General features: G+C 62.1%; 28 protein-coding genes and 1 pseudogene. 21 read left to right on the top strand and 8 right to left on the bottom strand.

The features are described 5' to 3' along the window. Positions 1-24: 24 nt before the first annotated feature. The 7 genes from AC1MDC_RS19950 to AC1MDC_RS19980 all read left to right on the top strand — a co-directional run bounded on the left by AC1MDC_RS19950 (position 25) and on the right by AC1MDC_RS19980 (position 5,544). Complete coding sequence (locus tag AC1MDC_RS19950; RefSeq protein ID WP_085699432.1) at positions 25-1,161, top strand: protein-glutamate methylesterase/protein-glutamine glutaminase; 1,137 nt, start codon at positions 25-27, stop codon at positions 1,159-1,161. Further along, positions 1,161-1,901: a flagellar motor protein gene (locus tag AC1MDC_RS19955; protein ID WP_064384022.1), complete on the top strand. Its 741-nt coding sequence runs from the start codon at positions 1,161-1,163 to the stop codon at positions 1,899-1,901. The genes AC1MDC_RS19950 and AC1MDC_RS19955 overlap by 1 nt, the downstream gene beginning before the upstream one ends. A 12-nt stretch (positions 1,902-1,913) precedes the next feature. Beyond that, complete coding sequence (gene motD / locus AC1MDC_RS19960) at positions 1,914-2,804, top strand: flagellar motor protein MotD (protein WP_085699430.1); 891 nt, start codon at positions 1,914-1,916, stop codon at positions 2,802-2,804. Positions 2,805-2,847: 43 nt separating this feature from the next. Next, complete coding sequence (locus AC1MDC_RS19965; RefSeq protein WP_011333076.1) at positions 2,848-3,636, top strand: ParA family protein; 789 nt, start codon at positions 2,848-2,850, stop codon at positions 3,634-3,636. Between the two features lie 2 nt (positions 3,637-3,638). After that, positions 3,639-4,592 carry a CheW domain-containing protein gene (locus tag AC1MDC_RS19970; protein WP_480393543.1) on the top strand — a complete coding sequence of 318 codons (954 nt, stop codon included), beginning with the start codon at positions 3,639-3,641 and terminating at the stop codon, positions 4,590-4,592. Positions 4,593-4,665: 73 nt separating this feature from the next. After that, positions 4,666-5,151, top strand: coding sequence for a chemotaxis protein CheW (locus AC1MDC_RS19975; RefSeq protein WP_065260749.1), 486 nt, complete (start codon positions 4,666-4,668; stop codon positions 5,149-5,151). Then, the gene (locus tag AC1MDC_RS19980; protein WP_085699425.1) at positions 5,152-5,544 is read left to right on the top strand and encodes a DUF2802 domain-containing protein; all 393 of its coding nucleotides are present in this window, start codon (positions 5,152-5,154) and stop codon (positions 5,542-5,544) included. A 112-nt stretch (positions 5,545-5,656) separates the two neighbouring features. Here the strand turns inward: AC1MDC_RS19980 and AC1MDC_RS19985 are convergent, their stop codons facing one another. Together AC1MDC_RS19985 and fliK are read right to left on the bottom strand one after the other, a co-directional pair. Further along, positions 5,657-5,986, bottom strand: a complete 330-nt coding sequence (locus tag AC1MDC_RS19985; RefSeq protein ID WP_007959228.1) for an EscU/YscU/HrcU family type III secretion system export apparatus switch protein — start codon at positions 5,984-5,986, stop codon at positions 5,657-5,659. Further along, a complete protein-coding gene (gene fliK / locus AC1MDC_RS19990; protein WP_480393544.1) occupies positions 5,983-7,557 on the bottom strand; it encodes a flagellar hook-length control protein FliK in 1,575 nt (524 codons plus the stop codon). Before fliK ends, AC1MDC_RS19985 begins: the two co-directional genes overlap by 4 nt. 197 nt (positions 7,558-7,754) lie before the next feature. On the opposite strand from fliK, the gene ccmA reads away from it, so the two are divergent. The 13 genes and pseudogenes from ccmA to AC1MDC_RS20055 all read left to right on the top strand — a co-directional run bounded on the left by ccmA (position 7,755) and on the right by AC1MDC_RS20055 (position 15,990). Continuing rightward, positions 7,755-8,390, top strand: a complete 636-nt coding sequence (gene ccmA / locus AC1MDC_RS19995; RefSeq protein WP_007959232.1) for a cytochrome c biogenesis heme-transporting ATPase CcmA — start codon at positions 7,755-7,757, stop codon at positions 8,388-8,390. Beyond that, complete coding sequence (gene ccmB, locus AC1MDC_RS20000) at positions 8,387-9,055, top strand: heme exporter protein CcmB (protein WP_007959235.1); 669 nt, start codon at positions 8,387-8,389, stop codon at positions 9,053-9,055. Before ccmA ends, ccmB begins: the two co-directional genes overlap by 4 nt. Before the next feature lie 78 nt (positions 9,056-9,133). Next, positions 9,134-9,889: a heme ABC transporter permease gene (locus AC1MDC_RS20005; protein WP_085699421.1), complete on the top strand. Its 756-nt coding sequence runs from the start codon at positions 9,134-9,136 to the stop codon at positions 9,887-9,889. Beyond that, positions 9,886-10,062 carry a heme exporter protein CcmD gene (ccmD, locus tag AC1MDC_RS20010; protein WP_011333085.1) on the top strand — a complete coding sequence of 59 codons (177 nt, stop codon included), beginning with the start codon at positions 9,886-9,888 and terminating at the stop codon, positions 10,060-10,062. The genes AC1MDC_RS20005 and ccmD overlap by 4 nt, the downstream gene beginning before the upstream one ends. Then, on the top strand, positions 10,059-10,514 hold the full coding sequence (ccmE, locus tag AC1MDC_RS20015) for a cytochrome c maturation protein CcmE (protein ID WP_085699419.1): 456 nt from the start codon (positions 10,059-10,061) through the stop codon (positions 10,512-10,514). Before ccmD ends, ccmE begins: the two co-directional genes overlap by 4 nt. Before the next feature lie 3 nt (positions 10,515-10,517). Continuing rightward, positions 10,518-12,506 (top strand): heme lyase CcmF/NrfE family subunit, encoded by a 1,989-nt coding sequence (locus tag AC1MDC_RS20020; protein WP_480393545.1) that lies wholly within the window; start codon positions 10,518-10,520, stop codon positions 12,504-12,506. Beyond that, positions 12,503-13,039: a DsbE family thiol:disulfide interchange protein gene (locus AC1MDC_RS20025; RefSeq protein ID WP_011333088.1), complete on the top strand. Its 537-nt coding sequence runs from the start codon at positions 12,503-12,505 to the stop codon at positions 13,037-13,039. Before AC1MDC_RS20020 ends, AC1MDC_RS20025 begins: the two co-directional genes overlap by 4 nt. Next, on the top strand, positions 13,036-13,506 hold the full coding sequence (locus AC1MDC_RS20030; RefSeq protein ID WP_011333089.1) for a cytochrome c-type biogenesis protein: 471 nt from the start codon (positions 13,036-13,038) through the stop codon (positions 13,504-13,506). The genes AC1MDC_RS20025 and AC1MDC_RS20030 overlap by 4 nt, the downstream gene beginning before the upstream one ends. Beyond that, positions 13,503-14,705, top strand: a complete 1,203-nt coding sequence (gene ccmI, locus AC1MDC_RS20035) for a c-type cytochrome biogenesis protein CcmI (protein WP_085699414.1) — start codon at positions 13,503-13,505, stop codon at positions 14,703-14,705. The genes AC1MDC_RS20030 and ccmI overlap by 4 nt, the downstream gene beginning before the upstream one ends. 25 nt (positions 14,706-14,730) lie before the next feature. After that, the gene (locus AC1MDC_RS20040) at positions 14,731-15,138 is read left to right on the top strand and encodes a hypothetical protein (protein ID WP_085682968.1); all 408 of its coding nucleotides are present in this window, start codon (positions 14,731-14,733) and stop codon (positions 15,136-15,138) included. Then, positions 15,138-15,308, top strand: a complete 171-nt coding sequence (locus AC1MDC_RS20045) for a hypothetical protein (RefSeq protein WP_170929746.1) — start codon at positions 15,138-15,140, stop codon at positions 15,306-15,308. Before AC1MDC_RS20040 ends, AC1MDC_RS20045 begins: the two co-directional genes overlap by 1 nt. Before the next feature lie 66 nt (positions 15,309-15,374). Beyond that, positions 15,375-15,580: pseudogene (locus AC1MDC_RS20050) on the top strand (type II toxin-antitoxin system HicA family toxin); the annotation flags it as partial. 5 nt (positions 15,581-15,585) lie between these two features. Continuing rightward, a complete protein-coding gene (locus AC1MDC_RS20055; protein ID WP_085703352.1) occupies positions 15,586-15,990 on the top strand; it encodes a type II toxin-antitoxin system HicB family antitoxin in 405 nt (134 codons plus the stop codon). Between the two features lie 46 nt (positions 15,991-16,036). On the opposite strand, the gene AC1MDC_RS20060 is transcribed toward AC1MDC_RS20055, so the two are convergent. After that, positions 16,037-17,224, bottom strand: a complete 1,188-nt coding sequence (locus tag AC1MDC_RS20060; protein WP_085703353.1) for an MFS transporter — start codon at positions 17,222-17,224, stop codon at positions 16,037-16,039. Between the two features lie 240 nt (positions 17,225-17,464). On the opposite strand from AC1MDC_RS20060, the gene AC1MDC_RS20065 reads away from it, so the two are divergent. Continuing rightward, positions 17,465-18,085, top strand: coding sequence for a DUF5666 domain-containing protein (locus AC1MDC_RS20065; protein WP_085699408.1), 621 nt, complete (start codon positions 17,465-17,467; stop codon positions 18,083-18,085). Positions 18,086-18,140: 55 nt separating this feature from the next. Here the strand turns inward: AC1MDC_RS20065 and AC1MDC_RS20070 are convergent, their stop codons facing one another. The 5 genes from AC1MDC_RS20070 to AC1MDC_RS20090 all read right to left on the bottom strand — a co-directional run bounded on the left by AC1MDC_RS20070 (position 18,141) and on the right by AC1MDC_RS20090 (position 23,844). Next, positions 18,141-19,139, bottom strand: a complete 999-nt coding sequence (locus AC1MDC_RS20070; protein WP_085699406.1) for a sulfate ABC transporter substrate-binding protein — start codon at positions 19,137-19,139, stop codon at positions 18,141-18,143. A gap of 106 nt (positions 19,140-19,245) precedes the next feature. Further along, entirely contained in the window at positions 19,246-20,070 is an 825-nt protein-coding gene (locus AC1MDC_RS20075) for an ion transporter (protein WP_064378643.1), read from the bottom strand. Between the two features lie 21 nt (positions 20,071-20,091). Continuing rightward, a complete protein-coding gene (locus AC1MDC_RS20080; RefSeq protein ID WP_266200353.1) occupies positions 20,092-21,006 on the bottom strand; it encodes an urea transporter in 915 nt (304 codons plus the stop codon). Positions 21,007-21,157: 151 nt separating this feature from the next. Then, a complete protein-coding gene (pyk, locus tag AC1MDC_RS20085) occupies positions 21,158-22,573 on the bottom strand; it encodes a pyruvate kinase (protein WP_085703356.1) in 1,416 nt (471 codons plus the stop codon). Beyond that, positions 22,570-23,844 carry a glycerate kinase type-2 family protein gene (locus AC1MDC_RS20090; RefSeq protein WP_480393546.1) on the bottom strand — a complete coding sequence of 425 codons (1,275 nt, stop codon included), beginning with the start codon at positions 23,842-23,844 and terminating at the stop codon, positions 22,570-22,572. Before AC1MDC_RS20090 ends, pyk begins: the two co-directional genes overlap by 4 nt. Between the last annotated feature and the right edge of the window lie 28 nt (positions 23,845-23,872).

The raw sequence follows: 23,872 nt of genomic DNA on the forward strand, positions 1-23,872 counted from the left end.
CCCGCCGCACCTAATGGAGTGTTTATGGCAGTCAAAGTCCTGGTGGTGGACGATTCGGGTTTTTTCCGCCGCCGCGTCTCGGAAATTCTTTCAGCGGATCCGAGCATCCAGGTTGTCGGCACGGCAACCAACGGTAAAGAGGCGATCGATCAGGCCCAGGCCCTCAAGCCGGATGTGATCACCATGGACTACGAGATGCCGATGATGGATGGCATCACGGCCGTGCGGCACATCATGCAGCGCTGCCCGACGCCGGTGTTGATGTTCTCGTCGCTGACCCACGAAGGCGCCCGGGTCACCCTGGATGCGCTGGATGCCGGTGCGGTGGATTTCCTGCCGAAGAATTTCGAAGACATCTCCCGCAATCCGGAGAAGGTCAAGCAACTGCTGTGCGAGAAGGTACACAGCATCTCGCGCAGCAACCGTCGTTTCAGTGCCTACAGTGCGCCGGCGCCTGCCGCTGCACCTGCAGCTGCGCCGACTCCTGCGCCGGCGACTTCGAGCTTTGGCAGCCACAGTGCTCCGGCCCGTCCGGCACCTGCGCCTGCACCGACTCGCGCGCCAGCGGCCAGCGCTTCGTCGCCAGCCCCGAAACGCAAAAACTACAAGCTCGTCGCCATTGGTACATCGACTGGCGGCCCGGTAGCGCTGCAACGGGTTCTGACCCAGTTGCCGGCCAGTTTCCCGGCACCGATCGTGCTGATCCAGCACATGCCGGCAGCCTTCACCAAGGCTTTCGCTGAACGTCTGGACAAGCTGTGCCGCATCAGCGTCAAGGAAGCCGAGGATGGCGACATCCTGCGTCCGGGCCTGGCGCTGCTGGCACCGGGTGGCAAGCAGATGATGATCGACGGCCGTGGCGCGGTGAAAATCCTGCCGGGCGACGAGCGTCTGAACTACAAGCCGTGCGTGGACATCACCTTCGGCTCTGCGGCCAAATCCTACAGCGACAAAGTTCTGGCGGTCGTACTGACCGGCATGGGCGCCGATGGTCGTGAAGGTGCACGCCTGCTCAAGCAGGGCGGCAGCACGATCTGGGCGCAGGACGAAGCCAGTTGCGTGATCTACGGCATGCCGATGGCCATCGTCAAAGCTGACCTCGCCGACGCGGTGTACAGCCTGGACGATATCGGCAAGCACCTGGTCGAGGCATGCGTCTGATGGATGTTCTAAGCCTTATCGGGATCATCATGGCGTTCGTCGCCATCATCGGCGGCAACTACCTTGAAGGTGGTCACCTCGGCGCGCTGGCCAACGGCCCGGCGGCGCTGATCGTGCTCGGTGGCACCATCGGTGCCGCGCTGCTGCAATCGCCGATGAGCGCGTTCAAGCGCGCCATGCAGATTCTGGCCTGGATCTTTTTCCCGCCGCGTGTGGATCTGGCGGGCGGCATCGACCGCGTCGTCAACTGGAGCCTCACCGCCCGCAAGGAAGGTCTGCTGGGCCTGGAAGGCGTGGCGGATGCCGAGCCCGACGCTTACTCGCGCAAAGGTCTGCAACTGCTGGTCGACGGCGCCGAGCCGGAAGCGATCCGCAGCATCCTCGAAGTGGATTTCTACACTCAGGAAGCCCGCGACGTCGAAGCGGCCAAAGTGTTTGAAAGCATGGGGGGCTACGCGCCGACCATCGGCATCATCGGTGCGGTGATGGGCCTGATCCACGTGATGGGCAACCTGGCCGATCCGTCGCAACTGGGCAACGGGATTGCGGTCGCGTTCGTCGCTACCATCTACGGTGTGGCCAGTGCCAACCTGGTGTTGCTGCCGGTTGCCGCCAAACTCAAGTCAATCGCGTTGCGACAGTCGCGTTATCGCGAAATGTTGTTGGAAGGGATCCTGTCGATCGCTGAAGGTGAAAACCCACGCTCCATCGAGTTGAAGCTTCAGGGCTTCATGGATTAAGGGACTAACCTCATGGCACGTCGTCGCCAGCATGAAGAGCACGTAAACCATGAACGTTGGCTGGTTTCCTACGCCGACTTCATCACCTTGCTCTTTGCCTTTTTCGTGGTGATGTACTCCATCTCGTCGATCAACGAAGGCAAGTACAAGATCATCTCCGAAGCGCTGATCGGGGTCTTCACCGACTCCGACCGCGCGCTCAAGCCGATTCCGATCGGTGAAGAACGACCGAAGACCGTGACCCCGGCCAAGCCGCTGGTCAAGGACGCCGAACAGGTCGACGCCGGCATCGCCGGGGCCAGCGATCCGCTCAAAAGCATCGCCGATGACATCAGCGCCGCATTCGGCGACCTGATCGCAAGCAACCAGATGACCGTGCGCGGCAACGAACTGTGGGTCGAGATCGAACTCAACTCCAGCCTGTTGTTCGGCAGCGGTGATGCGATGCCGAGCGACATCGCGTTCAACATCATCGACAAGGTCGCGGCGATCCTCAAACCGTTCGATAACCCGATCCACGTCGAAGGCTTCACCGACGATCAACCGATCCGCACCGCGCAGTACCCGACCAACTGGGAATTGTCCTCGGCGCGTTCGGCGAGCATCGTGCGCATGCTGGCGATGCAGGGCGTGAACCCTGGGCGTCTGGCCTCGGTGGGCTACGGCGAATTTCAGCCGGTTGCCAACAACGCCACGGCCGAAGGCCGGGCGAAGAACCGTCGCGTGGTGCTGGTGGTGTCGCGCAATCTCGATGTGCGCCGCAGCCTGACCGGCACCGGAACCGCCAATGCAACACCGGACGCCGCGTTGAAGCGTGCTGGCACACAAACTGCACCGACCCCGGTCAAGACGCCGGGACGCGAGAGTGCCGTCAATTCTCCGTCGCCCGCATTAATACGCTGAACCATGTCTCGGCCGAGTATCCCGGCCGGGAGGAACGATCTGAATGAGAGTCTGGGCAGTCGCCAATCAAAAGGGTGGTGTTGGTAAAACCACTTCTTCCATCGCTTTAGCCGGTTTGCTGGCAGAGGCGGGCAAGCGCGTGGTCGTGGTCGATCTCGACCCGCACGGCTCGATGACCAGCTATTTCGGTTACGACCCCGACAGCCTGGAACACAGCAACTACGACCTGTTTCTGCACAAGGGCGGCGTGCCGCAAGGCCTGCCGGGCCAGTTGCTGCTGTCCACCAGCGATGAACGCATTTCCCTGTTGCCGTCGAGCACCGCGCTGGCCACCCTCGAGCGCCAGTCGCCGGGGCAGAGTGGCCTGGGCCTGGTGATCGCCAAGAGTCTGGCGCAGCTGTGGCAGGACTTCGATTACGCGATCATCGACAGCCCGCCATTGCTCGGCGTGCTGATGGTCAACGCCTTGGCCGCCAGTCAGCAACTGGTGATCCCGGTTCAGACCGAGCACCTGGCCGTCAAAGGCCTGGAACGCATGGTCAACACCCTGGCGATGATCAACCGCTCGCGCAAACAGGCGCTGCCGTTCAGCATCGTGCCGACCCTGTTCGACCGCCGCACTCAGGCGTCGATGGGCACCTTGCGCGTGCTGCGCGACAAATTCCCCGACGAGATCTGGCAGGGTTACATCCCGGTCGATACCCGTCTGCGCGACGCCAGTCGTGCCGGTGTCACCCCTTCGCAGTTCGACGGCAAGAGCCGTGGCGTGCTGGCTTACCGCGCACTGCTCAAGCATCTGCTGGCGCAGCAACTCGTTCCGCAGGTGGCTTGAGCATGAATCGGCCGATCAAACTGACTTCGCGTCCGCAACTGGCTGTGCAGTCCTATCTGGACAGCTTGCTGCAGGAAGTGACAGACGAGGTCGAGCAGGAAATCGCAGCGCCGGCCGAGGAGGTCGAAACTGCTGCGGCACTCGATGAATTCCAGGCTGCCGTGCTTGAAGAGCAGGCCCGGGATGCGCAAAAAGCCGCCCGGCCGGTCGCCCCGGTCGTAGCGCCTGCCGCTGTGGTGGCGAAGGCACCTGCGACGTTGATCAAAGAGCCTGAACCGGTGCGCGTGGTTTCGACCCTGGCACCGCTGCTGCAATCCCAGCTTCTGCAAAGCCCTCCGGCTCCGGCGGTGCCAGAGCCCGCGCCTGAAGCGCCTGCGCCAGCCTCGGTCGAGCCGACCCTGGTGGCGCCGCTGGTCGAAGTGCATCTGCCACCCAGCAATACGCCGCCACCGGTGGAAACCGATGGCCGTCCGGCCTGGGCGTCGGAAGCGTTCGAGTGCCTGCTGTTCGACGTGGCCGGGCTGACGCTGGCGGTGCCGCTGGTGTGCCTGGGCTCGATCTATTCGCTGGCCGGCCACGAACTGACGCCACTGTTCGGTCAGCCGGAGTGGTTCCTCGGCATTCTGCCGAGCCAGGCCGGGAACCTTAAGGTGCTGGACACCGCGCGCTGGGTCATGCCGGATCGCTATCGCGATGACTTCCGTCAGGGTCTGCAATACGTGATTTCGGTTCAGGGTTACGAGTGGGGCCTGGCGGTGCATCAGGTCAGTCGCTCGCTGCGCCTGGACCCGAATGAAATCAAATGGAGAAGTCAGCGGGGTCAGCGGCCATGGCTCGCCGGCACGGTGATTGAACACATGTGCGCCTTGCTCGATGTCTCCGCTCTGGCCGAGTTGATTGCCAGCGGTGGGGCAAAGCACATGTCCGGCAGTAAGCCGAACCACAAACCGACATAAAGACAGTACCGGCATTCAAATGCCGGCGAACGAAACACACACCGCCAGGCGCGGTTTTTCGAGGGGCTAGGGTATGAACGACAAGGCTACGGCGGCAAAGGGTTCCGAAGATCCGATCCTGCAATGGGTGACCTTCAAGCTGGACAACGAAACTTACGGCATCAACGTGATGCGCGTTCAGGAAGTCCTGCGCTACACCGAGATCGCTCCCGTTCCGGGTGCGCCAAGCTACGTGCTGGGCATCATCAACCTGCGCGGCAACGTGGTGACCGTGATCGATACCCGTCAGCGCTTCGGCCTGATGAGCGGCGAGATCAGCGACAACACCCGTATCGTCATCATCGAAGCCGACAAGCAAGTGGTCGGCATCATGGTCGACAGCGTGGCTGAAGTGGTTTACCTGCGTCAGTCGGAAATCGAGACCGCACCGAACGTCGGTAACGAAGAGTCGGCCAAGTTCATCCAGGGCGTATGCAACAAGAACAACGAGTTGCTGATCCTGGTCGAGCTGGACAAGATGATGACTGAAGAAGAATGGTCGGAACTGGAGAACATCTGATTGATTCTGGAGGTAGCGGTCATTGTCCTGTTCCTGTTCTGGGCAGGCACGCTGGCGATGTTTCTGGCGTACATCAAGGCGCAGCGCGTGATCGCTGCGCAACAGGCCCAGGGCGATGCGCTGCGTGATCAGCGCATCAAGGACCTGGCCAAGCGTGTCGACGATTACCAGAACGGCAACGTGCGCATGGGCGAAGCCCTGCACGAGCTGCGCTCGGTCGTCGGTCCGATCCCGGACAAAATCTCCCAGCTCGAACAGCGCGATCCTTCCAGCCTGTCATTCGCCCAGGCGGCGAAGCTGGTGGGGATGGGCGCGAGTGTTGATGAGCTGACCCAGTCCTGCGGGTTGACCCAGGCTGAGGCGGAGTTGATGCGCAAGCTGCACAAGAACTGATTTTTGCGCTCAAGCTGATGGCCTATTCGCGAGCAAGCTCGCTCCCACATTAGATCGGTGTACGCCGAACCAATGTGGGAGCGAGCTTGCTCGCGAAGGCGTCTTTGAAGTCTCAATAATCGTCGCCGCGTTCGGTGACGTCCTTCTCGACCATCGGCGCATCCGGATTGTGTCCCGCCGGGAACTTGCCCTTGAGGTTCCAGGCAAACGCGATGATTTCGGCGATCGTGCGGTACAGCTCTTCAGGAATGCTGTCGCCCAGTTCCATGCGCGCCAGCAACTTCACCAGTTCGGCGTTCTCGTAGATCGGTACTTCACAGTCGCGGGCGATCCGCAGGATTTCTTCGGCCAGTTCTTCGTCGCCCTTGGCGGTGAGGGTCGGGGCGTGGCTGCCGTCGTATTTGAGGGCGATGGCCTGGCGTGGAGCGGTGGTGTCATTCATGCGGTTTCGTCGACCCAGCGGTGTTCGAGGCGGGTTTGGATGCCTTGCGGCGGGGTGCCGAGGTGGCAGTCGAGGTCGCCGACATTCAGCCCGGAATCCAGCAGACGCTGGCGCAGTGCGGTCAGATTGCTTTCGATCAGGCTCGCGGTGTACGGCCGCTCGGCCCATAACTGGCTGGACAGGCTGCCGCTTATCAACTGTGCCTGAATCTGCATCGGCCCCAGCGGTTCCATGTCGAACGCCAGATCGACGCGCCACAGTTGTTGTTTCGGTTCCCGTTCATCGCGGCGCTGCTCGTTCGATTCCTGGTTCTGCGGCGCTTCTTCGCGCTGGAACTTGACCTGCAGCGGCACGATGTCCTGCAGGTTGCGCATCGGGATTTCCAGTTGCCAGGTGCTGAGCAGGCGGCCGTCGTCGGTGACGCCGGTCTGCTCCAGGCTCGACAGCTGATGACTCTGCAGGCGTGACACGGCGGCTGCGGCGAGGCGCAGCAGATGCTCCAGATCGCCTTCGCCTTCCAGACTTTGCAGCAACCGGTCGGGCAGCGGGAAGCTGCTTGGTACCGGTTTCGCGCTGACCTGACCGAGCATGCCGAGGGCGTTGCGCACGAAACTCGGTAGCGCCTGGGCCAGGGTGTTGGCAGCGATGATCGCGTTCAGGTTGGTGTTGCCCGGCAGGCCGGGGGTGAGCTGGGCGATCAGCTTGAGCAGATCGGCTTTCATGTCCGGAACCAGCGTCGGGTTCTGTCCGGTCAGCAGTTTGGTCTCCAAAAACACACCGCTGTTGGCCAGCGCCTGGGCCAGACCTTTTGGGGTGCTCAGTTGCTGCACGTCCGGCAGGTTGGCGAGCAGCCTGTCCACGGCGGCGCGCAAATCCCGGGACGTCTGATCAGTGGCGGGCGGCAGGCTCTGGAGCATTTTCAGCAAGCCGTCGAGCGAACCCTGACGGCTTTGCTGACTGACCAGTTGCTGGCTGACCGCCAGTTGTTCCTGGCGATTGCTCAGCGGCAGGAACTTCAGGGTCTGCGAGTCTTGCACCAGCGCCGACAGCAGGGTGCCGATGCGCAACGGTTGCGGGCTGTCGATGCTCAGGGTGCTGCCGCTGAGCGCGGTGTTGAGCAGGCTGACCATCGAGCGGTAAACCGTCGGTTGCCCCGGAACCTGCGGCAAGACCTGAGCCGTCAGCACCTTGCCTTGCAGCAGCGTGCCGACCGGCAATTGCGCGGTGTCGATGCGGGTGAGGGTGGCGACGCTGCTGGCGATGGCCTGTTGCACGGTGATCGCCAGATTGCCCGCCGACGGCTGGGTGATCGCCAGGCTGGTGCCCTGAGGCAGCGGCAGATTGCTGGTGGCTTGCACGGTGGTCTGACGGCCGCTGTCCAGTGTCACCTTGAGCAGCAATTGAAAGGTCTGATCCGCCTGCTTGAGCGACAACACCTCGGCCTTGGCGCTCTGGCCGGCGGCAATCAGCCCGTCGACCGGCGTCAGTAACTTCAACAGCTCACCCACCTGCGGGCGAGCGGTCGCCGGGGTGGCGGGCGGGAGCGGGAGGATGTTCATTTCGCCTGTCATACGCGGACACAACCTGAGGAAAATGCGCTCGGGAGAGCGGGGGACGCCATGTATAATGCCGCCCGTCCTTCCATTCGTTCAAAAAACATAGCAATTGTTTGACGCAGCTCTCTGGATTGAGCCGTCATTGCATTTATGCTGCAACTCTTTAACGGCCGCGCCAGAGCCGACTTGAACCGTATAAGGCCCGTGATCCCTTGACCAGTCCTGTCCTGCAAACCGTTGCCCTCGCGTGTGAACGTGATCTCAGACTGCTCTTCGACAATCTCGAATTGAGACTGGCCAGTGGCGATATGGTGCAGATCAGCGGCCCCAACGGCAGCGGCAAGACCAGCTTGTTGCGCTTGCTGGCCGGCCTGATGCAGCCGACCGACGGTCAGGTGCTGCTCAACGGCAAGCCGCTGGGCGAGCAACGCAGCGAACTGGCGCGCAACCTGTTGTGGATCGGTCACGCCGCCGGGATCAAGGACTTGCTTACGCCGGAAGAAAACCTCGCCTGGCTCTGCGCCCTGCATCAACCCGCCGAACGCGACGCCATCTGGCAGGCCCTGGCGGCGGTTGGATTGCGTGGTTTCGAGGATGTTCCCTGCCATAGTCTGTCTGCCGGCCAGCAGCGCCGCGTGGCGCTGGCGCGGTTGTATCTGGACAGCCCGCCGTTGTGGATTCTCGACGAACCCTTCACCGCCCTCGACAAGCAGGGCGTGGCACAGCTTGAAGAACACCTGGCCGGGCACTGCGAACGGGGAGGGCTGGTGGTGCTCACCACGCACCACACCTTGAGCCGGATGCCGGCCGGTTATCGCGACATCGATCTGGGGAATTGGGCGGTATGAGTGTGTTCGGCCTGCTGGTTGCCCGTGAATCCCGACTGCTGTTCCGCCGCCCGGCGGAGCTGGCCAATCCGCTGATTTTCTTCGCCATCGTCATCGCGCTGTTCCCGCTGGCCGTCGGACCGGAAACTCAAGTATTGCAAAACTTGTCCCCGGGGTTAGTCTGGGTGGCGGCACTTTTGTCGGTCCTGCTCTCGCTGGACGGGCTTTTCCGCAGTGATTTCGAAGACGGATCCCTCGAACAGTGGGTCCTTTCGCCGCACCCCCTGCCACTTCTGGTATTGGCCAAGGTGCTGGCACACTGGCTTTTTTCCGGGCTGGCACTGGTTTTGCTCTCGCCGTTACTGGCGTTGATGCTCGGGTTGCCGGCTGCGTGTCTGCCGGTATTGCTGCTTTCGTTGCTGCTGGGTACACCGGTGCTGAGTTTGCTCGGCGCGGTGGGCGCGGCGCTGACGGTCGGTCTGAAGCGCGGTGGCCTGTTGCTGGCGCTGCTGATTCTGCCGTTGTACATCCCGGTGTTGATCCTGGGCAGTGGCGCCTTGCAGGCGGCGTTGCAGGGGATGCCGGCGATTGGTTATCTGTTGTGGCTTGGTAGCCTGACCGCCCTGGCGATAACCCTGACACCCTTTGCAATAGCTGCTGGCCTGAAGATCAGCGTCGGCGAATAATGAGGTCTGGTTAAAATTTAACCAGCAAAGACCCTGAGACTGCTCACACCGATGAGCGGCACCCGTGATGGAAACAGTATGAACTGGACCTGGTTTCACAAGCTCGGCTCGCCCAAGTGGTTCTACGGCATCAGCAGCAAGTTCCTGCCGTGGCTGAGCATTGCAGCGTTGCTGCTGATCGCTGTCGGCGTCGTCTGGGGCCTGGCCTTCGCGCCGCCGGACTATCAGCAAGGCAACAGCTTTCGCATCATCTATATCCACGTACCCGCAGCGATGCTCGCTCAGTCGATCTACGTGATGCTGGCGGTGTGCGGTGTGGTCGGGCTGGTGTGGAAGATGAAACTGGCCGACGTCGCCCTGCAATGCGCCGCGCCGATCGGCGCGTGGATGACCGCCGTGGCGCTGGTCACCGGGGCGATCTGGGGCAAGCCGACCTGGGGTTCGTGGTGGGTCTGGGACGCGCGGCTGACCTCGATGCTGATTCTGCTGTTTCTGTATTTCGGCGTGATCGCGCTGGGCAACGCCATCAGCAATCGCGACAGCGCCGCCAAGGCCTGCGCGGTGCTGGCCATCGTCGGTGTGATCAACATTCCGATCATCAAATACTCGGTGGAGTGGTGGAACACCCTGCACCAGGGCGCGACGTTCACCCTCACCGAAAAACCGGCCATGCCCGTCGAGATGTGGCTGCCACTGCTGCTGACGGTGCTGGGTTTCTATTGCTTCTTTGGCGCCGTGCTGTTGCTGCGCATGCGCCTTGAAGTGCTCAAGCGCGAAGCCCGCGCCAGTTGGGTGAAAGAAGAAGTGCAGAACAGCCTGGAGGCCGCTCGATGAGTTTCGCGTCATTCGGCGACTTCCTCGCCATGGGCCATCACGGCCTGTATGTCTGGTCGGCCTACGGCATCTGTCTGGCGGTACTGATCCTCAACGTGGCGGCGCCGATCGCGGCCCGCAAGCGTTATCTGCAACAAGAGGCGCGTCGTCTGCGCCGGGAGAACGGCAAGTGAATCCGCTGCGCAAAAAACGCTTGATCATCATCCTGGCAATTCTGGTCGGGGTCGGCGCTGCCGTCGGCCTGGCCCTGAGCGCCCTGCAGCAGAACATCAACCTGTTTTACACCCCGACCCAGATCGCCAACGGCGAAGCGCCGCAGGACACCCGCATCCGCGCCGGCGGCATGGTCGAGAAAGGTTCGCTGCAACGTTCCCCGGATTCGCTGGACGTCAAATTCGTGGTCACCGACTTCAACAAGTCCGTGACCATTACTTATCGCGGGATCCTCCCGGACCTGTTCCGCGAAGGGCAGGGCATTGTGGCGCTCGGCAAGCTCAACGCCGATGGCGTGGTGGTTGCCGATGAAGTACTGGCCAAGCACGACGAGAAATACATGCCGCCGGAAGTGACCAAAGCCCTGAAGGACAGCGGTCAATCCGCGCCAACCCCTGCGAAGGAGGGTTGATCGATGACATCCACCATTTTCATTCCCGAGCTTGGCCATCTGGCCATGATTCTCGCGCTGTGTTTTGCGCTGGTGCAGGCCGTGGTGCCGTTGCTCGGTGCCTGGCGCGGTGATCGTCTGTGGATGGGCCTCGCTCAACCGGCAGCGTGGGGCCAATTCGCATTTTTGCTGTTCGCCTTCGGCGTCCTGACCTACGCGTTCATGACCGACGATTTCTCCGTGGCTTATGTCGCGATGAATTCCAACAGCGCGCTGCCGTGGTACTACAAGTTCAGCGCGGTGTGGGGGGCCCACGAAGGTTCGTTGCTGCTGTGGGCGTTGATCCTCGGCGGCTGGACCTTCGCCGTGTCGGTGTTCTCCCGACAGTTGCCGCAAGTCATGCTCGCTCGCGTGCTGGCGGTGATGGGCATGATCAGCACCGGTTTCCTGTTGTTCCTGATCCTCACGTCGAACCCGTTCTCGCGGATCCTGCCGCAGATTCCGGCCGACGGTCGTGACCTCAATCCGTTGCTGCAGGACATCGGCCTGATCGTGCATCCGCCGATGCTGTACATGGGTTATGTCGGGTTCTCGGTGGCCTTCGCCTTCGCCATCGCCGCACTGCTGGGCGGTCGCCTCGATGCGACGTGGGCACGCTGGTCGCGTCCGTGGACCATCGTCGCCTGGGCCTTCCTGGGTATCGGCATCACCCTGGGTTCGTGGTGGGCTTATTACGAACTCGGTTGGGGGGGCTGGTGGTTCTGGGACCCGGTGGAAAACGCCTCCTTCATGCCATGGCTGGTGGGCACTGCGCTGATTCACTCGTTGGCGGTCACCGAGAAACGTGGTGTGTTCAAGAGCTGGACGGTGTTGCTGGCGATTGCCGCGTTTTCCCTGAGCCTGCTCGGGACCTTCCTTGTGCGTTCCGGGGTACTGACGTCGGTGCATGCGTTTGCCTCCGATCCCGCGCGCGGCGTGTTCATCCTGATTTTCCTGCTGTTCGTGGTCGGTGGTTCGCTGACCCTCTTTGCCTTGCGCGCTCCGGTGGTCAAGAGCCAGGTCGGCTTCAATCTGTGGTCGCGGGAAACCCTGCTGCTGGGCAACAACCTGGTGCTGGTGGTGGCCGCGTCGATGATCCTGCTCGGCACGTTGTATCCGCTGATCCTCGATGCTATCAGCGGCGCCAAGCTGTCGGTCGGCCCACCGTACTTCAATGCACTGTTCATACCGTTGATGGCGCTGCTGATGGTGGTGATGGCGGTCGGCGTGATCGTGCGCTGGAAAGACACCCCGGTGAAATGGCTGGCCAACATGTTGACCCCGGTGCTGTTGGGCAGCGTCGCTCTGGCGGTCGTTGCCGGTATTGCCTATGGCGATTTCAACTGGGCGGTGATCGCAACCTTCCTGCTGGCGGCCTGGGTGTTGCTGGCCGGCGTGCGCGACATCTTCGACAAGACGCGCCACAAAGGCCTGATCAAAGGCCTGCCGACCCTGACCCGCAGTTACTGGGGCATGCAACTCGCCCACCTCGGTATCGCCGTCTGCGCGCTGGGCGTGGTGTTGTCGAGCCAGAACAGTGCCGAACGTGACCTGCGTCTGGCACCGGGCGAGTCGATGGACCTGGCCGGTTATCAGTTCGTGTTCGAAGGCGCCAAACATTTCGAAGGCCCGAATTTCACCTCCGACAAGGGCACCATCCGGGTGATCCGCGATGGCCGTGAAGTCAGCGTGCTGCACCCGGAAAAACGCCTGTACACCGTGCAGAGTTCGATGATGACCGAAGCCGGGATCGACGCCGGCTTCACCCGCGACCTCTATGTCGCGCTGGGTGAACCACTGGGCGACGGTGCCTGGGCGGTGCGGGTGCATGTGAAGCCGTTCGTACGCTGGATCTGGTTCGGCGGTCTGCTGACCGGCCTGGGCGGGCTGCTGGCGGCGCTGGACCGGCGTTACCGAGTCAAGGTCAAAGCCAAAGTGCGTGAAGCGCTGGGCATGGAAGGAGCCGCTGCATGAGACGTTGGTTGATGCTGGTGCCACTGGCGATTTTCTTGCTGGTGGCGGTATTTCTTTATCGCGGTCTGTACCTGGATCCGGCGGAGCTGCCGTCGGCGATGATCGGCAAACCGTTCCCGGAGTTTTCCCTGCCGGCGGTGCAGGGCGACAAGACCCTGACCAAGGCTGACATCCTCGGCAAACCGGCGCTGGTCAACGTCTGGGGCACCTGGTGCATTTCCTGCCGGGTCGAGCACCCGGTGCTGAACAAACTCGCCGAGCGCGGCGTGGTGATCTACGGCATCAACTACAAGGACACCAACGCCGATGCGCTGAAGTGGCTGGCCGAGTTCCACAATCCGTATCAACTCGACATCCGCGATGACGAAGGCTCCCTGGGCCTGAACCTCGGTGTCTACGGCGCGCCGGAAACCTTCTTCATCGACGCCAAGGGCATCATCCGCGACAAGTACGTCGGCGTGATCGACGAGCAGGTCTGGCGGGAAAAGCTGGCGGCCAAATATCAGGCGCTGGTCGATGAGGCCAAGCCATGAAGCGCTTTTTAGCTGCCATGGTGCTGGGCTTGAGCCTGGCCGGTGTGGCCCACGCCGCTATCGACACCTACGAGTTTGCCAAAGAAGGCGATCGCGAGCGTTTTCGCGAACTGACCAAGGAGCTGCGCTGCCCCAAGTGCCAGAACCAGGACATCGCCGATTCCAATGCGCCGATTGCCGCCGACCTGCGCAAAGAGATTTTCCGCATGCTCGGCGAGGGCAAGGACAATCAGCAGATCATCGACTTCATGGTCGACCGCTACGGTGATTTCGTCCGCTACAAGCCGGCGCTCAATGCCAAGACCGCGTTGCTCTGGTTCGGCCCGGCCGGTTTGTTGCTGGGCGGGTTCGTGGTGATTGCCGTGATCGTCCGCCGCCGTCGCGGGCAACGCGCCGAGACGCCGCAATCGCTGTCCCCTGAAGAGCGTCAGCGCCTCGACCAACTGTTGGATAAAAACCAAGAATGATTGATTTCTGGCTTGCCGCAGGGCTGTTGCTTCTGGTCGCCCTGAGTTTTCTGCTGATCCCCGTTCTACGCGAACGTCGCGCCCAGCGTGAAGAGGATCGAACCGCTCTCAACGTCGCCCTGTATCAGGAACGCGTCGCCGAACTGCAATCGCAGCAGGCCGAAGGCGTTCTCGATGCCGCGCAAATGGACAGCGGCCGTGCCGAAGCGGCCCGTGAATTGTTGGCCGATACCGAAGGTGTGGCGCCGGCGCGGGTGTCGCGTCTGGGTAAGCCGCTGCCTTTGCTGGCGGCCGTGCTGGTGCCGGTGTTGGGCCTCGGTCTGTACCTGCACTTTGGCGCGAGCGACAAGGTCGAGCTGACCCGGGAATTCGCCCAGGCGCCACAGTCGATGGAAGAGATGACTCAGCGTCTGGAGCGCGCAGTCGCCGCGCAACCGGATTCCGCTGAAGGCGTGTATTTCCTCGGTCGCACCTACATGGCCCAGGATCGTCCGGCGGACGCGGCGAAGATGTTCGAGCGCGCCGTCAATCTCGCCGGTCGTCAGCCGGAGCTGCTGGGGCAGTGGGCGCAGGCCCAGTACTTTGCCGACAACAAAAAATGGTCGGACAAGGTGCAGGCGCTGACCGATGAAGCGCTGAAAGCCGATCCGAAGGAAGTCACCAGCCTCGGCCTGCTGGGCATCGCCGCGTTCGAAGGCGAGCGCTATCAGGAAGCGATCGACTACTGGAACCGTCTGCTGGCGCAACTGCCGCCGCAGGACAAATCCCGCGAGGCCCTGCAGGGCGGCATCGCCCGCGCCACCGAAAAACTGCAGGCCAGCGGCGGCAAGGTTGCCCAGGCGCCGGCGGCGAAAGCGGCGGCGCTGTTGAAAGTGCGGGTGGATCTGGCCAGCGAGTTGAAAGGCAAGGTGCAACCGGGCGACAGCGTGTTCATTTTTGCCCGCGCCACCTCGGGCCCGCCGGCGCCGCTGGCGGCCAAGCGCCTGACCGTCGCCGATCTGCCGGTGACCGTCGAACTGGGCGATGCCGACGCGATGATGCCGCAATTGAAACTGTCGAACTTCCCCGAAGTCCAACTGGTTGCGCGCATCTCCCGTGCCGGTCAGCCGACCGCCGGTGAGTGGGTCGGTCGCAGCGGGCCTCTGGCCAGCAGCACCACCGCGCCACAGACACTGACCATCGACAGCCCGGACAAATAGCCGGAACCAACAGGAACGCACCGCCATGAACGCCATCGCCCGAATCACAGTCCTCACACTGGCCCTGGGCTTGAGCGCATGTGCGGTGCAACGACCGGAGCCGAGCACCAGGCTGCCGCCGATCCCGCCGTCACAACCCAGCCCGACCCCGTCGACCAGCCCGACGCCGAGCAAACCGGGGATTCCGGCCAAGCCCGCCAAACCCGTCCCGCGCACCTCCGCCAGCTTCGCACCGCCACCGGGCGGCAACAGCCACTGGGACCAGAAGCTGGGCGTGTATGTGCTCGACGACCAGACCAACACCTTCTACCGCCAGCGCACCTACTATCGCTGGAACAACGGCTGGAGCCGCTCGATCAGCCCCAACGGCCCGTGGGAAGAAACCAACATCCACGGCGTACCGGCGGGACTGGGCAAACAGTTCGGGGAGTAATGAAAAACGGCGATCTTTGGATCGCCGTTTTGCTGTCTGGGGTGATGAACAATGCCTCACTCGTATCCAGTCCTTACCGCCTGAGCTTTCTTTGCGAGAAGCGCCATCGCCTGCTCGCCGGGCCACTGCATCAATCACATGCTGCAAAACAACCGAACGTCGTGCTGTGAATTTCTGTGCTTGAGTAAAGATAACTCTAGGGTTACTTTTGTTAAGCCGAAGCAAGGAGGCGGTTGGTGCAGAGCAGGCTATTGATCAAGGAGCTGGAGGAGGCAGGCTGGACGCTGGACCGGATAACCGGCAGTCACCACATCTTCACGCACCGTTACAACCCATACACGATTCCCGTCCCTCATCCGAAAAGGATTTGCCGGTCGGGACGGTCAAGAGCATCAGAAGGCGTGCCGGGTTGTACAACCCGCCAGCCAGTGACACAGGAGATTCACAATGCAATACCCAATCTGCATCGAGTGGGGTGACGAGAACACCGCCATCGGGATTCAAATCCCTGACATTCCCGGCGCGGTAACCGCCGGGGATACGTTTGAGGATGCCTACAACGCGGCCGTCGAGATTGCCCATATCATGCTGCAGGAGATCGCGACTGATGGCGACTCGATCCCGATGCCGACTTCGGCGGCCGCCCATCGCAACAATCCGGATTTTGCCGACATGGGTTGGGGCATGCTGGAGCTGGATATTTCGCCGTACATGGGCAAGACCGAAAAGGTCAATGTGACGTTGCCCGGCTATGTCATCCAGCGCATTGACCGCTACGTGCGTGAACACAACGTCAAAAGCCGTTCCTCTTTTTTGGCAGATGCCGCCATGGAAAAACTGGTCCGGCATTGAGCCTCGAGCACTGTCGGATCAGCGATCCGGCAGTGCTTTTCAGCTTCTAGGCAGTTGCCAGAACAGGCTTTTGCGAAGCACTCAAAAACCGCACCAGCGCCAGCAGCGGAAACGCACTGCCAACAATCACGATCCACAACCAGCCGCCATGCTCGTACACCGCACTCGCCACCGAGGAGCCGAAGGCGCCGCCGACGAAGATGCTGGTCATGTACAGCGCATTGAGGCGGCCGCGGCTTTTGGCGTCGAGGGAGTAGACCGCGCGCTGGCCGAGCACCATGTTCATCTGTACGCAGAAGTCGAGCACCACGCCGGTCACGGCCAGGCCGATCACGCTGTAGGCCGGATGGATGAAGGCGGGCAGGAAGCTCAGGCTGGCGAACAGCATGGCCAGCAGCGAGGCGATGCGTGTGTGGCCGGCATCGGCCAGGCGTCCGCTGATCGGCGCTGCGATGGCACCAATGGCGCCGACCAGGGCGAAGATCGCGATTTCACTCTGGGACAGACCATGGTTGCGTGCCAGTTCCAGCGGCACGGCGGTCCAGAACAGGCTGAAGGTGGCGAACATGCAGGCCTGGTAAAACGCCCGCTGACGCAGCACCGGTTGCTTGCGCAGCAGCGTCCACAGCGATCCGAGCAACTGACCATAAGAAGCACTGTGATCCGGCTGGCGCTTGGGCACGGTCAACACCAGCACCACGCTGATCGCCGCCATCAAGGCTGCTGCAATCATGAACATCGCCCGCCAGCCGAGATGGTCGGCGACCACGCTCGACACCGGACGTGCCAGCAGAATCCCCAGCAACAGACCGCCCATGATCCCGCCGACCACCCGGCCACGGGATTCCTCCGGCGCCAGATGCGCTGCCAGTGGAATCAGCACCTGCACCGACACCGAGCTGAAACCCACCAGCAACGAAATCAGCAGGAACACATTCGGTTGATCGGTAAACGCCGCACCCAGCAGGCTGGCAATCGCCACCACGGTGGTGATGATCATCAGACGGCGGTTTTCCAACAGGTCGGCCAGCGGCACCAGGAAGAACAGACCCAGCGCATAGCCGATCTGGGTCAGCGACACGATGAAACTGGCCATGGTGTCGGTCAGGCCGATGTCCGGCGCGATCAGGCCGATGATCGGCTGGGCGTAGTAGATGTTGGCAACGATGGCGCCGCAGCAGAAAGCGAACAGCAGCACCATGCCTCGGGTCATTGCGTGAGTTGTGGCGGTCATAGGGTTCTCGATCCAGCGAAAAGGAATGCGGTGAGGCTAAGGGACGGGCCGAGCCGGCAGTAGAGGCTTCTGATCGATATCAGTTATTCCGTTGCGGAACAGGTGGCGCCGAGCAATCCAATGTTCATCGGCGAACCTTGCGTCCGACCGTTGAGTGGCGATGATACATTCACTTACATCTTGTTCGATAGCGTGCTTATGTTGTGACCGGGTTTCAACGTTCATCAACGGAGGATTGCGATGTTTCGTCAGTTGCTTCGCCACACCAAAACCATTGCCCTGATCACTCTGCTCGGCGTCACTGCCGCACAGGCCGCCGAAGCGCCGGGGATGCGCATGGGCGTGCGCGGCGAGATCACCGGGGTCAGCCCCGACTCGCTCAAGGTTCACGTCACCAGCGGTGAAAACGTGGTGGTCCGGTTGACCCCGGACACCAAGGTCCGCGCGGTCACTCTGGCCAATATCGAAGACATCAGGCCCGGCAGCTATATCGGTTCGGCCGCCATTCCCCAGGAGGATGGCACGCTCAAGGCGCTCGAGGTTCACGTCTTCCCACCGGAGCTGGCCGGCAGCGGCGATGGCCATCGGCCGTTCGATCTCGCCAAGGGCAGCAGCATGACCAACGGCAGCGTCGGCGATCTGGTGGTCAGCAACGGCCGGGTGCTGACCGTCAATTACAAGGGCGGCCAGCAGAAGATCCTGGTGCCGGAGGATGTGCCGATCGTCAACCTGACGCCGGGCGATCGCAGCCTGCTCAAGGTCGGGGTGAAGATTGTCACCTTCGTGACCCAGAGCGCGGACGGCACGTTGACTGCGCAATCGATCTCGGCGGGCAAGGATGGCGTCAAGCCGCCTATGTAGCCGCAGACAAAAAAGGCGACCTCTTCAGGTCGCCTTTTTCATGTCAGCTCACGCCTTACTGGCCGTTGTAGATCTGGTCGAAGATCCCGCCGTCGTTGAAGTGGGTCTTCTGCACGGTGCGCCAGTCGCCGAAGGTCTTCTCGACCGACAGAAAGTCGACTTTCGGGAAACGGTCGGTGTACTTGGCCAGTACCGCCGGGTCACGTGGACGCAGGTAGTTGGCGGCGGCGATTTCCTGGCCTTCCGGCGACCACAGGAACTTCAGGTATTCCTCTGCCGCGGCGCGCGAGCCTTTCTTCTCGACGACTTTGTCGACTACCGACACCGGCGGCTCGGCTTCGGCGGAGACGCTCGGGTAGATGACTTCGAACTGGTCGCGGCCGAATTCGCGGGCGATCATTTCCGCTTCGTTTTCGAAGGTCACCAGTACGTCGCCGATCTGGTTGGTCATGAACGTGGTGGTCGCGGCGCGGCCACCGGTGTCCAGTACCGGCGCTTGCTTGAACAGCTTGCCGACGAAGTCTTTGGCCTTGTTCTCGTCACCGCCGTTCTTCAGCACGTAGCCCCAGGCCGACAGGTAGGTGTAGCGGCCGTTGCCCGAGGTTTTCGGGTTCGGCACGATCACTTGCACGCCGTCCTTGAGCAGGTCCGGCCAGTCTTTCAGGGCTTTCGGGTTGCCCTTGCGGACGATGAACACGGTGGCCGAGGTGAACGGTGCGCTGTTGTTCGGCAGGCGGGTGACCCAGTCCTTCGGCACCAGTTGACCGTTGTCGGCCAGGGCGTTGATGTCGGTGGCCATGTTCATGGTGATGACGTCAGCCGGCAGGCCGTCGATCACCGAACGGGCTTGTTTGCTCGAACCGCCAAAAGACATCTGCACGGTGATGTTCTCTTTGTGCTCGGCTTGCCAGTGTTTCTGGAACGCAGTGTTGTAGTCCTTGTAGAAATCGCGCATCACGTCGTAGGAAACGTTAAGCAGAGTCGGTGCGGCCTGAGCCACGCTGCCGAAGGCGAGACCAGCGGCGAGAAGTGAGGCGCCAAAGAGTTTTTTCACTGCGCATTCCTTGTTCTGTAGGGGGTGTTTTTTACAAAGATGAGGCCATTTGCCAGCGACTATAGCGGGGCACGCATAGTCGTTTAAAGATTAAAAAGAACTTTGCTTATTCCATTTTTTTGAATAACGGATTACCGCACCGCGAACAGAATGCGGCGCTGCTTTCATGGCTCTTTTTCTGGCAAACCGGGCAGTCGTGTTGCAACTGTTCACCACGCATCGCATTGGCCAGTTCAGCGGTGAAGATTCCGGTGGGCACAGCGATGATCGAGTAACCGGTGATCATCACCAGCGATGAAATCACCTGCCCCAATGGCGTCTTCGGCACGATGTCACCGAAACCGACGGTGGTCAGGGTCACGATAGCCCAATAGATACCCTTGGGGATGCTGGTGAAACCGTGCTCCGGGCCTTCGATCACGTACATCAAGGTGCCGAAGACCGTTACGAGTGTGCAGACGCTCACCAGAAACACCACAATCTTCTGCTTGCTGCCGCGCAGCGCCGACATCAGGTAGTTGGCTTGTTTGAGGTAGGGACTGAGTTTGAGGACTCGGAAAATTCGCAGCATCCGGATGATCCGGATAATCAATAGGTACTGCGCATCGCTGTAGTAGAGCGCGAGGATGCCCGGCACGATCGCCAGCAGGTCCACCAGTCCATAAAAACTGAATGCATAGCGCAGAGGTTTGGGCGAGCAGTACAGACGCAGAATGTACTCGCCGGCAAAGATGATGGTGAACCCCCACTCGATATATGCCAGCACGTCGGCGTAATTGCGGTGAACGCTGTCGATGCTGTCGAGCATCACGATCACCAGGCTGGCAAGAATGATCAGCAGCAGGATGCCGTCAAAACGTCGCCCGGCGGGGGTGTCGCTCTGGAAAATCATGACGTAAAGCTGTTCACGCCAGTGCTTGTTACTGTCCATGGATAACGCCTGAATCAAAGATCAGCGCAGCCTAGGTTGATTCTCCCCGTCAGCGCAAGGCGCGACGTTGATCTGCGGTTGGTGCATCAGGCGAATGCCGGTGCGCAGCAACCAGCAGGCGAGAATGAACGGTGCCGTGAGAGTCGCCAGACCCAGGGCACTGAACAGCGGCGTCAGCAGCAGCGCCAGACCAATGCCCAACAGCGGCAGCCAGGGTTGCTGGCGCTGGGCGCTGAAGGCGAGGGCGGCGAGCACAGCGTTGTAACCCCCCAGGCCCAACAGCGCGACCTGGCTGTCGTGGTGCAACAGGCTGGAACCCAGGCCGATCGCCGACGCCAGCAACGCCCAGGCAAAGGCCCGGCGATCGGCGATCAGCAAACCGGCGGCGATCAATCCACCGGCCAACGGATGGTCGAGGAACATCACCTGACCGAAGCTTTTCAGCGCGGCGCCGAGCAGGTTCGCGGTATTCATTTCAAGCGCCGGAGCTGGCGTCGAAGGCCCGGCGAAACACAGGAACACCCAGCTCAACAATACGAACGGCGCAGTGTAGGCGGGCAGGTACTCGGTGAGGCGTGCGCGCTTGAGCCACTGCTGCGTGATCATCGCGCTCAGGCCACCGGCCGCCAGAATCAGCGGTGGCAGCATCGGCGACCAAGGGAAATACAGGCTCAGCAGCAAACCGACCAGTACGCCGTTGTAGCTGAACAGTCCGGCCTGACGATCAGCCTTGGCGTAGTTGCGCCGTTGCGCGGTGAGCAACCCGGCGACCGCGCCGAGCAGCGCGCCGGCAAACAGCACCGGCGCGGTGAATAGAATGGCCAAAAGGCACAGCAGGCCACACAGCGGATGACGCTGGAGGAAGATCTGACTGAAACCGTTGAGCAAAGCCTCGGCCCAGTCGGGGCAGTGGGTGTTGAAATGATTGGCAGGCATGGCAGGTCATTCGGTACTGATCGTTCCCACGTCGAGGCGTCGAACCGTCTGCGTGGGAATGCCTCAAAGGACGCTCTGCGTCTGCTCTTGGGACGCAGAGCGTCCCGGGCCGCATTCCCACGCGGAGCGTGGGAACGATCTTGGTCAGTGGTTAAATCAACGTTTCGATCCGCAGCGAATTAGTCGACCCCGGCTGCCCGAACGGCACACCCGCGGTGATCAGCAACGTATCGCCACGCTCGGCCATTCCTTGAGCCTGAGCGATTTCCAGCGCGGTCGAGCACACTTCATCCACCTGACGCAGGCGATCATTGACCACCGAGTGAATGCCCCACGCCACGCTCAAGCGGCGGGCGGTCTGCAGGTTCGGCGTCAGGTTGAGGATCGGCGCTTTCGGCCGTTCCCGTGCCGCACGCAGACTCGATGCACCGGATTCGCTGTAGTTGACCAGCACCGCCACCGGCAGCACGTTGCTGATGCGGCGGATCGCACAGCTGATCGCATCGGACACGGTCGCTTCGGCTTTCGGCCGGCTGACGTCGAGTTGGGTCTGGTAATCCGGACCGTTCTCGACCTGGCGGATGATCTTGCTCATCATCTGCACGGCTTCCAGCGGGTACTCGCCGGACGCCGTTTCTGCCGACAGCATCACCGCATCGGCGCCTTCGGCCACGGCGTTGGCCACGTCGGTGACTTCGGCGCGGGTCGGGGCCGGGGAGAAGCGCATCGACTCAAGCATCTGCGTCGCCACCACCACCGGTTTGCCGAGCTGACGGCAGGTGGTGATGATGTTTTTCTGGATCTGCGGCACGCTCTCGGCCGGCACCTCCACGCCCAGGTCACCGCGAGCCACCATGATCGCGTCGCTCAGTTCGGCGATCTCGCGCAGTTGCTCGACGGCCGACGGCTTCTCGATTTTTGCCATCAGGAACGCCTTGTCGCCGATCAGGGCGCGGGCTTCGCGGATGTCTTCAGGACGTTGCACGAACGACAGCGCGACCCAGTCCACACCCAGCTCCAGACCAAAGCTCAGGTCGCGACGATCCTTGGTGGTCAGCGGGCTCAGGTCGAGCACCGCTTGCGGCACGTTCACGCCTTTGCGGTCCGACAGCTCGCCTCCGTTGAGCACAGTGGTGTCGATCGCATCGCTGTATTTGGTGACGACCCGCAGACGCAGTTTGCCGTCATCGAGCAGCAGGTCCATCCCGGCTTCCAGTGCCGCGATGATCTCCGGATGCGGCAGATTCACCCGGCGTTCGTCGCCCGGTGTCGCGTCCAGATCGAGGCGGAAGGCCTGACCGCGATGCAACTGAACCTTGCCGTCAGCGAACTTGCCGACCCGCAGTTTCGGCCCTTGCAGATCCATCAGGATGCCGAGCGGATAGTTGAGCTGGCGCTCGACTTCGCGGATCCACTGATAGCGCTTGGCGTGGTCGGCGTGATCGCCGTGGCTGAAGTTGAGGCGGAAGATGTTGACCCCGGCCTCGACCAGCTCGCGGATGTCTTCGATGCCGTCGACGGCAGGCCCGAGGGTGGCGAGGATTTTGACCTTTTTGTCAGGCGTCATGATTTGGAACTCTCGAGGATCAGAATGGCGCGGAAGTCGTTGACATTGGTGCGGGTCGGCTCGGTGACGATCAGCGCATCGAGCGCCGCGAAGTAACCGTAACCGTTGTTGTTATCCAGCTCGTCGCTGGCGCTCAGACCCAGGGCGGCGGCGCGGGCGTAGCTGTCCGGGGTCATGATCGCGCCGGCGTTGTCTTCCGAGCCATCGATGCCGTCGGTGTCACCGGCCAGCGCATAGACGCCGGGCTGGCCCTTGAGGCTGTCGGTGAGGCTGAGGAGGAATTCGGCGTTGCGTCCGCCACGGCCATTGCCGCGCACGGTCACGGTGGTTTCGCCGCCGGACAGGATCACGCACGGCGCTGCCAGTGGCTGGCCGTGATGAATGATCTGGCGTGCGATGCCGGCATGGACTTTCGCCACTTCGCGGGATTCGCCTTCCAGGTCGCCAAGGATCAGCGTGCTGAAACCGGCCTGACGGCATTTCACCGCCGCCGCATCGAGCGATTGCTGAGGGCGGGCGATCAATTGGAAGTGACTGCGGGCCAGGCTCGGATCGCCGGGTTTGACGGTTTCCGATTCCGGGCTTTGCAGCCAGCTGCGCACGGAGGCCGGAATCTCGATGCCGTAGCGCTTGATGATCGCCAGCGCTTCGGCGCTGGTGCTCGGGTCGGCCACGGTCGGGCCGGAGGCGATGACCGTGGCGAGGTCGCCCGGTACATCGGAAATCGCGTAGGTATAAACAGTCGCCGGCCAGCAGGCTTTGCCCAGCCGTCCGCCCTTGATCGCCGAGAGGTGCTTGCGCACGCAGTTCATCTCGCCGATGGTCGCGCCGGATTTGAGCAGGGCTTTGTTGATCGACTGCTTGTCGGCCAGGGTGATGCCTTCGGCCGGCAGCGCCAGCAGGGCAGAGCCACCGCCGGACAACAGGAAGATCACGCGGTCGTCTTCGGTCAGGTTGCTGACCAGTTCCAGCACCCGTTTGGCCACGGCCAGACCGGCAGCGTCCGGCACCGGGTGCGCGGCTTCGACCACTTCGATTTTTTCGCACGGGGCGCCGTGACCGTAACGGGTCACCACAAGGCCCGAGACTTCACCTTCCCAGCAGCGCTCGACCACTTGCGCCATGGCAGCGGCAGCCTTGCCGGCGCCGATGACAATCACGCGACCTGTGCGATCGGCCGGCAGATGAGCTTCGAGGACCTGGTTCGGATGGGCCGCGTCGATGGCTGTGGCAAACAGCTCGCGCAGCAGGTGTTGCGGATCGACCGACATGGCGGGCTCCCGGAATTCTTGTTATTGG

It is taken from the genome of Pseudomonas sp. 1 (assembly GCF_056626735.1).

What these genes read in the sequence shown, in the direction of transcription:
- AC1MDC_RS19950 (WP_085699432.1), top strand. Translation starts at nt 25, where the DNA reads ATGGCAGTCAAAGTCCTGGTGGTGGACGATTCGGGTTTTTTCCGCCGC.
- AC1MDC_RS19955 (WP_064384022.1), top strand. Translation starts at nt 1,161, where the DNA reads ATGGATGTTCTAAGCCTTATCGGGATCATCATGGCGTTCGTCGCCATC.
- motD (WP_085699430.1), top strand. Translation starts at nt 1,914, where the DNA reads ATGGCACGTCGTCGCCAGCATGAAGAGCACGTAAACCATGAACGTTGG.
- AC1MDC_RS19965 (WP_011333076.1), top strand. Translation starts at nt 2,848, where the DNA reads ATGAGAGTCTGGGCAGTCGCCAATCAAAAGGGTGGTGTTGGTAAAACC.
- AC1MDC_RS19970 (WP_480393543.1), top strand. Translation starts at nt 3,639, where the DNA reads ATGAATCGGCCGATCAAACTGACTTCGCGTCCGCAACTGGCTGTGCAG.
- AC1MDC_RS19975 (WP_065260749.1), top strand. Translation starts at nt 4,666, where the DNA reads ATGAACGACAAGGCTACGGCGGCAAAGGGTTCCGAAGATCCGATCCTG.
- AC1MDC_RS19985 (WP_007959228.1), bottom strand. Translation starts at nt 5,986, where the DNA reads ATGAATGACACCACCGCTCCACGCCAGGCCATCGCCCTCAAATACGAC.
- fliK (WP_480393544.1), bottom strand. Translation starts at nt 7,557, where the DNA reads ATGACAGGCGAAATGAACATCCTCCCGCTCCCGCCCGCCACCCCGGCG.
- ccmB (WP_007959235.1), top strand. Translation starts at nt 8,387, where the DNA reads ATGAGTGTGTTCGGCCTGCTGGTTGCCCGTGAATCCCGACTGCTGTTC.
- AC1MDC_RS20005 (WP_085699421.1), top strand. Translation starts at nt 9,134, where the DNA reads ATGAACTGGACCTGGTTTCACAAGCTCGGCTCGCCCAAGTGGTTCTAC.
- ccmD (WP_011333085.1), top strand. Translation starts at nt 9,886, where the DNA reads ATGAGTTTCGCGTCATTCGGCGACTTCCTCGCCATGGGCCATCACGGC.
- AC1MDC_RS20020 (WP_480393545.1), top strand. Translation starts at nt 10,518, where the DNA reads ATGACATCCACCATTTTCATTCCCGAGCTTGGCCATCTGGCCATGATT.
- AC1MDC_RS20025 (WP_011333088.1), top strand. Translation starts at nt 12,503, where the DNA reads ATGAGACGTTGGTTGATGCTGGTGCCACTGGCGATTTTCTTGCTGGTG.
- AC1MDC_RS20030 (WP_011333089.1), top strand. Translation starts at nt 13,036, where the DNA reads ATGAAGCGCTTTTTAGCTGCCATGGTGCTGGGCTTGAGCCTGGCCGGT.
- ccmI (WP_085699414.1), top strand. Translation starts at nt 13,503, where the DNA reads ATGATTGATTTCTGGCTTGCCGCAGGGCTGTTGCTTCTGGTCGCCCTG.
- AC1MDC_RS20040 (WP_085682968.1), top strand. Translation starts at nt 14,731, where the DNA reads ATGAACGCCATCGCCCGAATCACAGTCCTCACACTGGCCCTGGGCTTG.
- AC1MDC_RS20045 (WP_170929746.1), top strand. Translation starts at nt 15,138, where the DNA reads ATGAAAAACGGCGATCTTTGGATCGCCGTTTTGCTGTCTGGGGTGATG.
- AC1MDC_RS20055 (WP_085703352.1), top strand. Translation starts at nt 15,586, where the DNA reads ATGCAATACCCAATCTGCATCGAGTGGGGTGACGAGAACACCGCCATC.
- AC1MDC_RS20060 (WP_085703353.1), bottom strand. Translation starts at nt 17,224, where the DNA reads ATGACCGCCACAACTCACGCAATGACCCGAGGCATGGTGCTGCTGTTC.
- AC1MDC_RS20065 (WP_085699408.1), top strand. Translation starts at nt 17,465, where the DNA reads ATGTTTCGTCAGTTGCTTCGCCACACCAAAACCATTGCCCTGATCACT.
- AC1MDC_RS20075 (WP_064378643.1), bottom strand. Translation starts at nt 20,070, where the DNA reads ATGGACAGTAACAAGCACTGGCGTGAACAGCTTTACGTCATGATTTTC.
- AC1MDC_RS20080 (WP_266200353.1), bottom strand. Translation starts at nt 21,006, where the DNA reads ATGCCTGCCAATCATTTCAACACCCACTGCCCCGACTGGGCCGAGGCT.
- pyk (WP_085703356.1), bottom strand. Translation starts at nt 22,573, where the DNA reads ATGACGCCTGACAAAAAGGTCAAAATCCTCGCCACCCTCGGGCCTGCC.
- AC1MDC_RS20090 (WP_480393546.1), bottom strand. Translation starts at nt 23,844, where the DNA reads ATGTCGGTCGATCCGCAACACCTGCTGCGCGAGCTGTTTGCCACAGCC.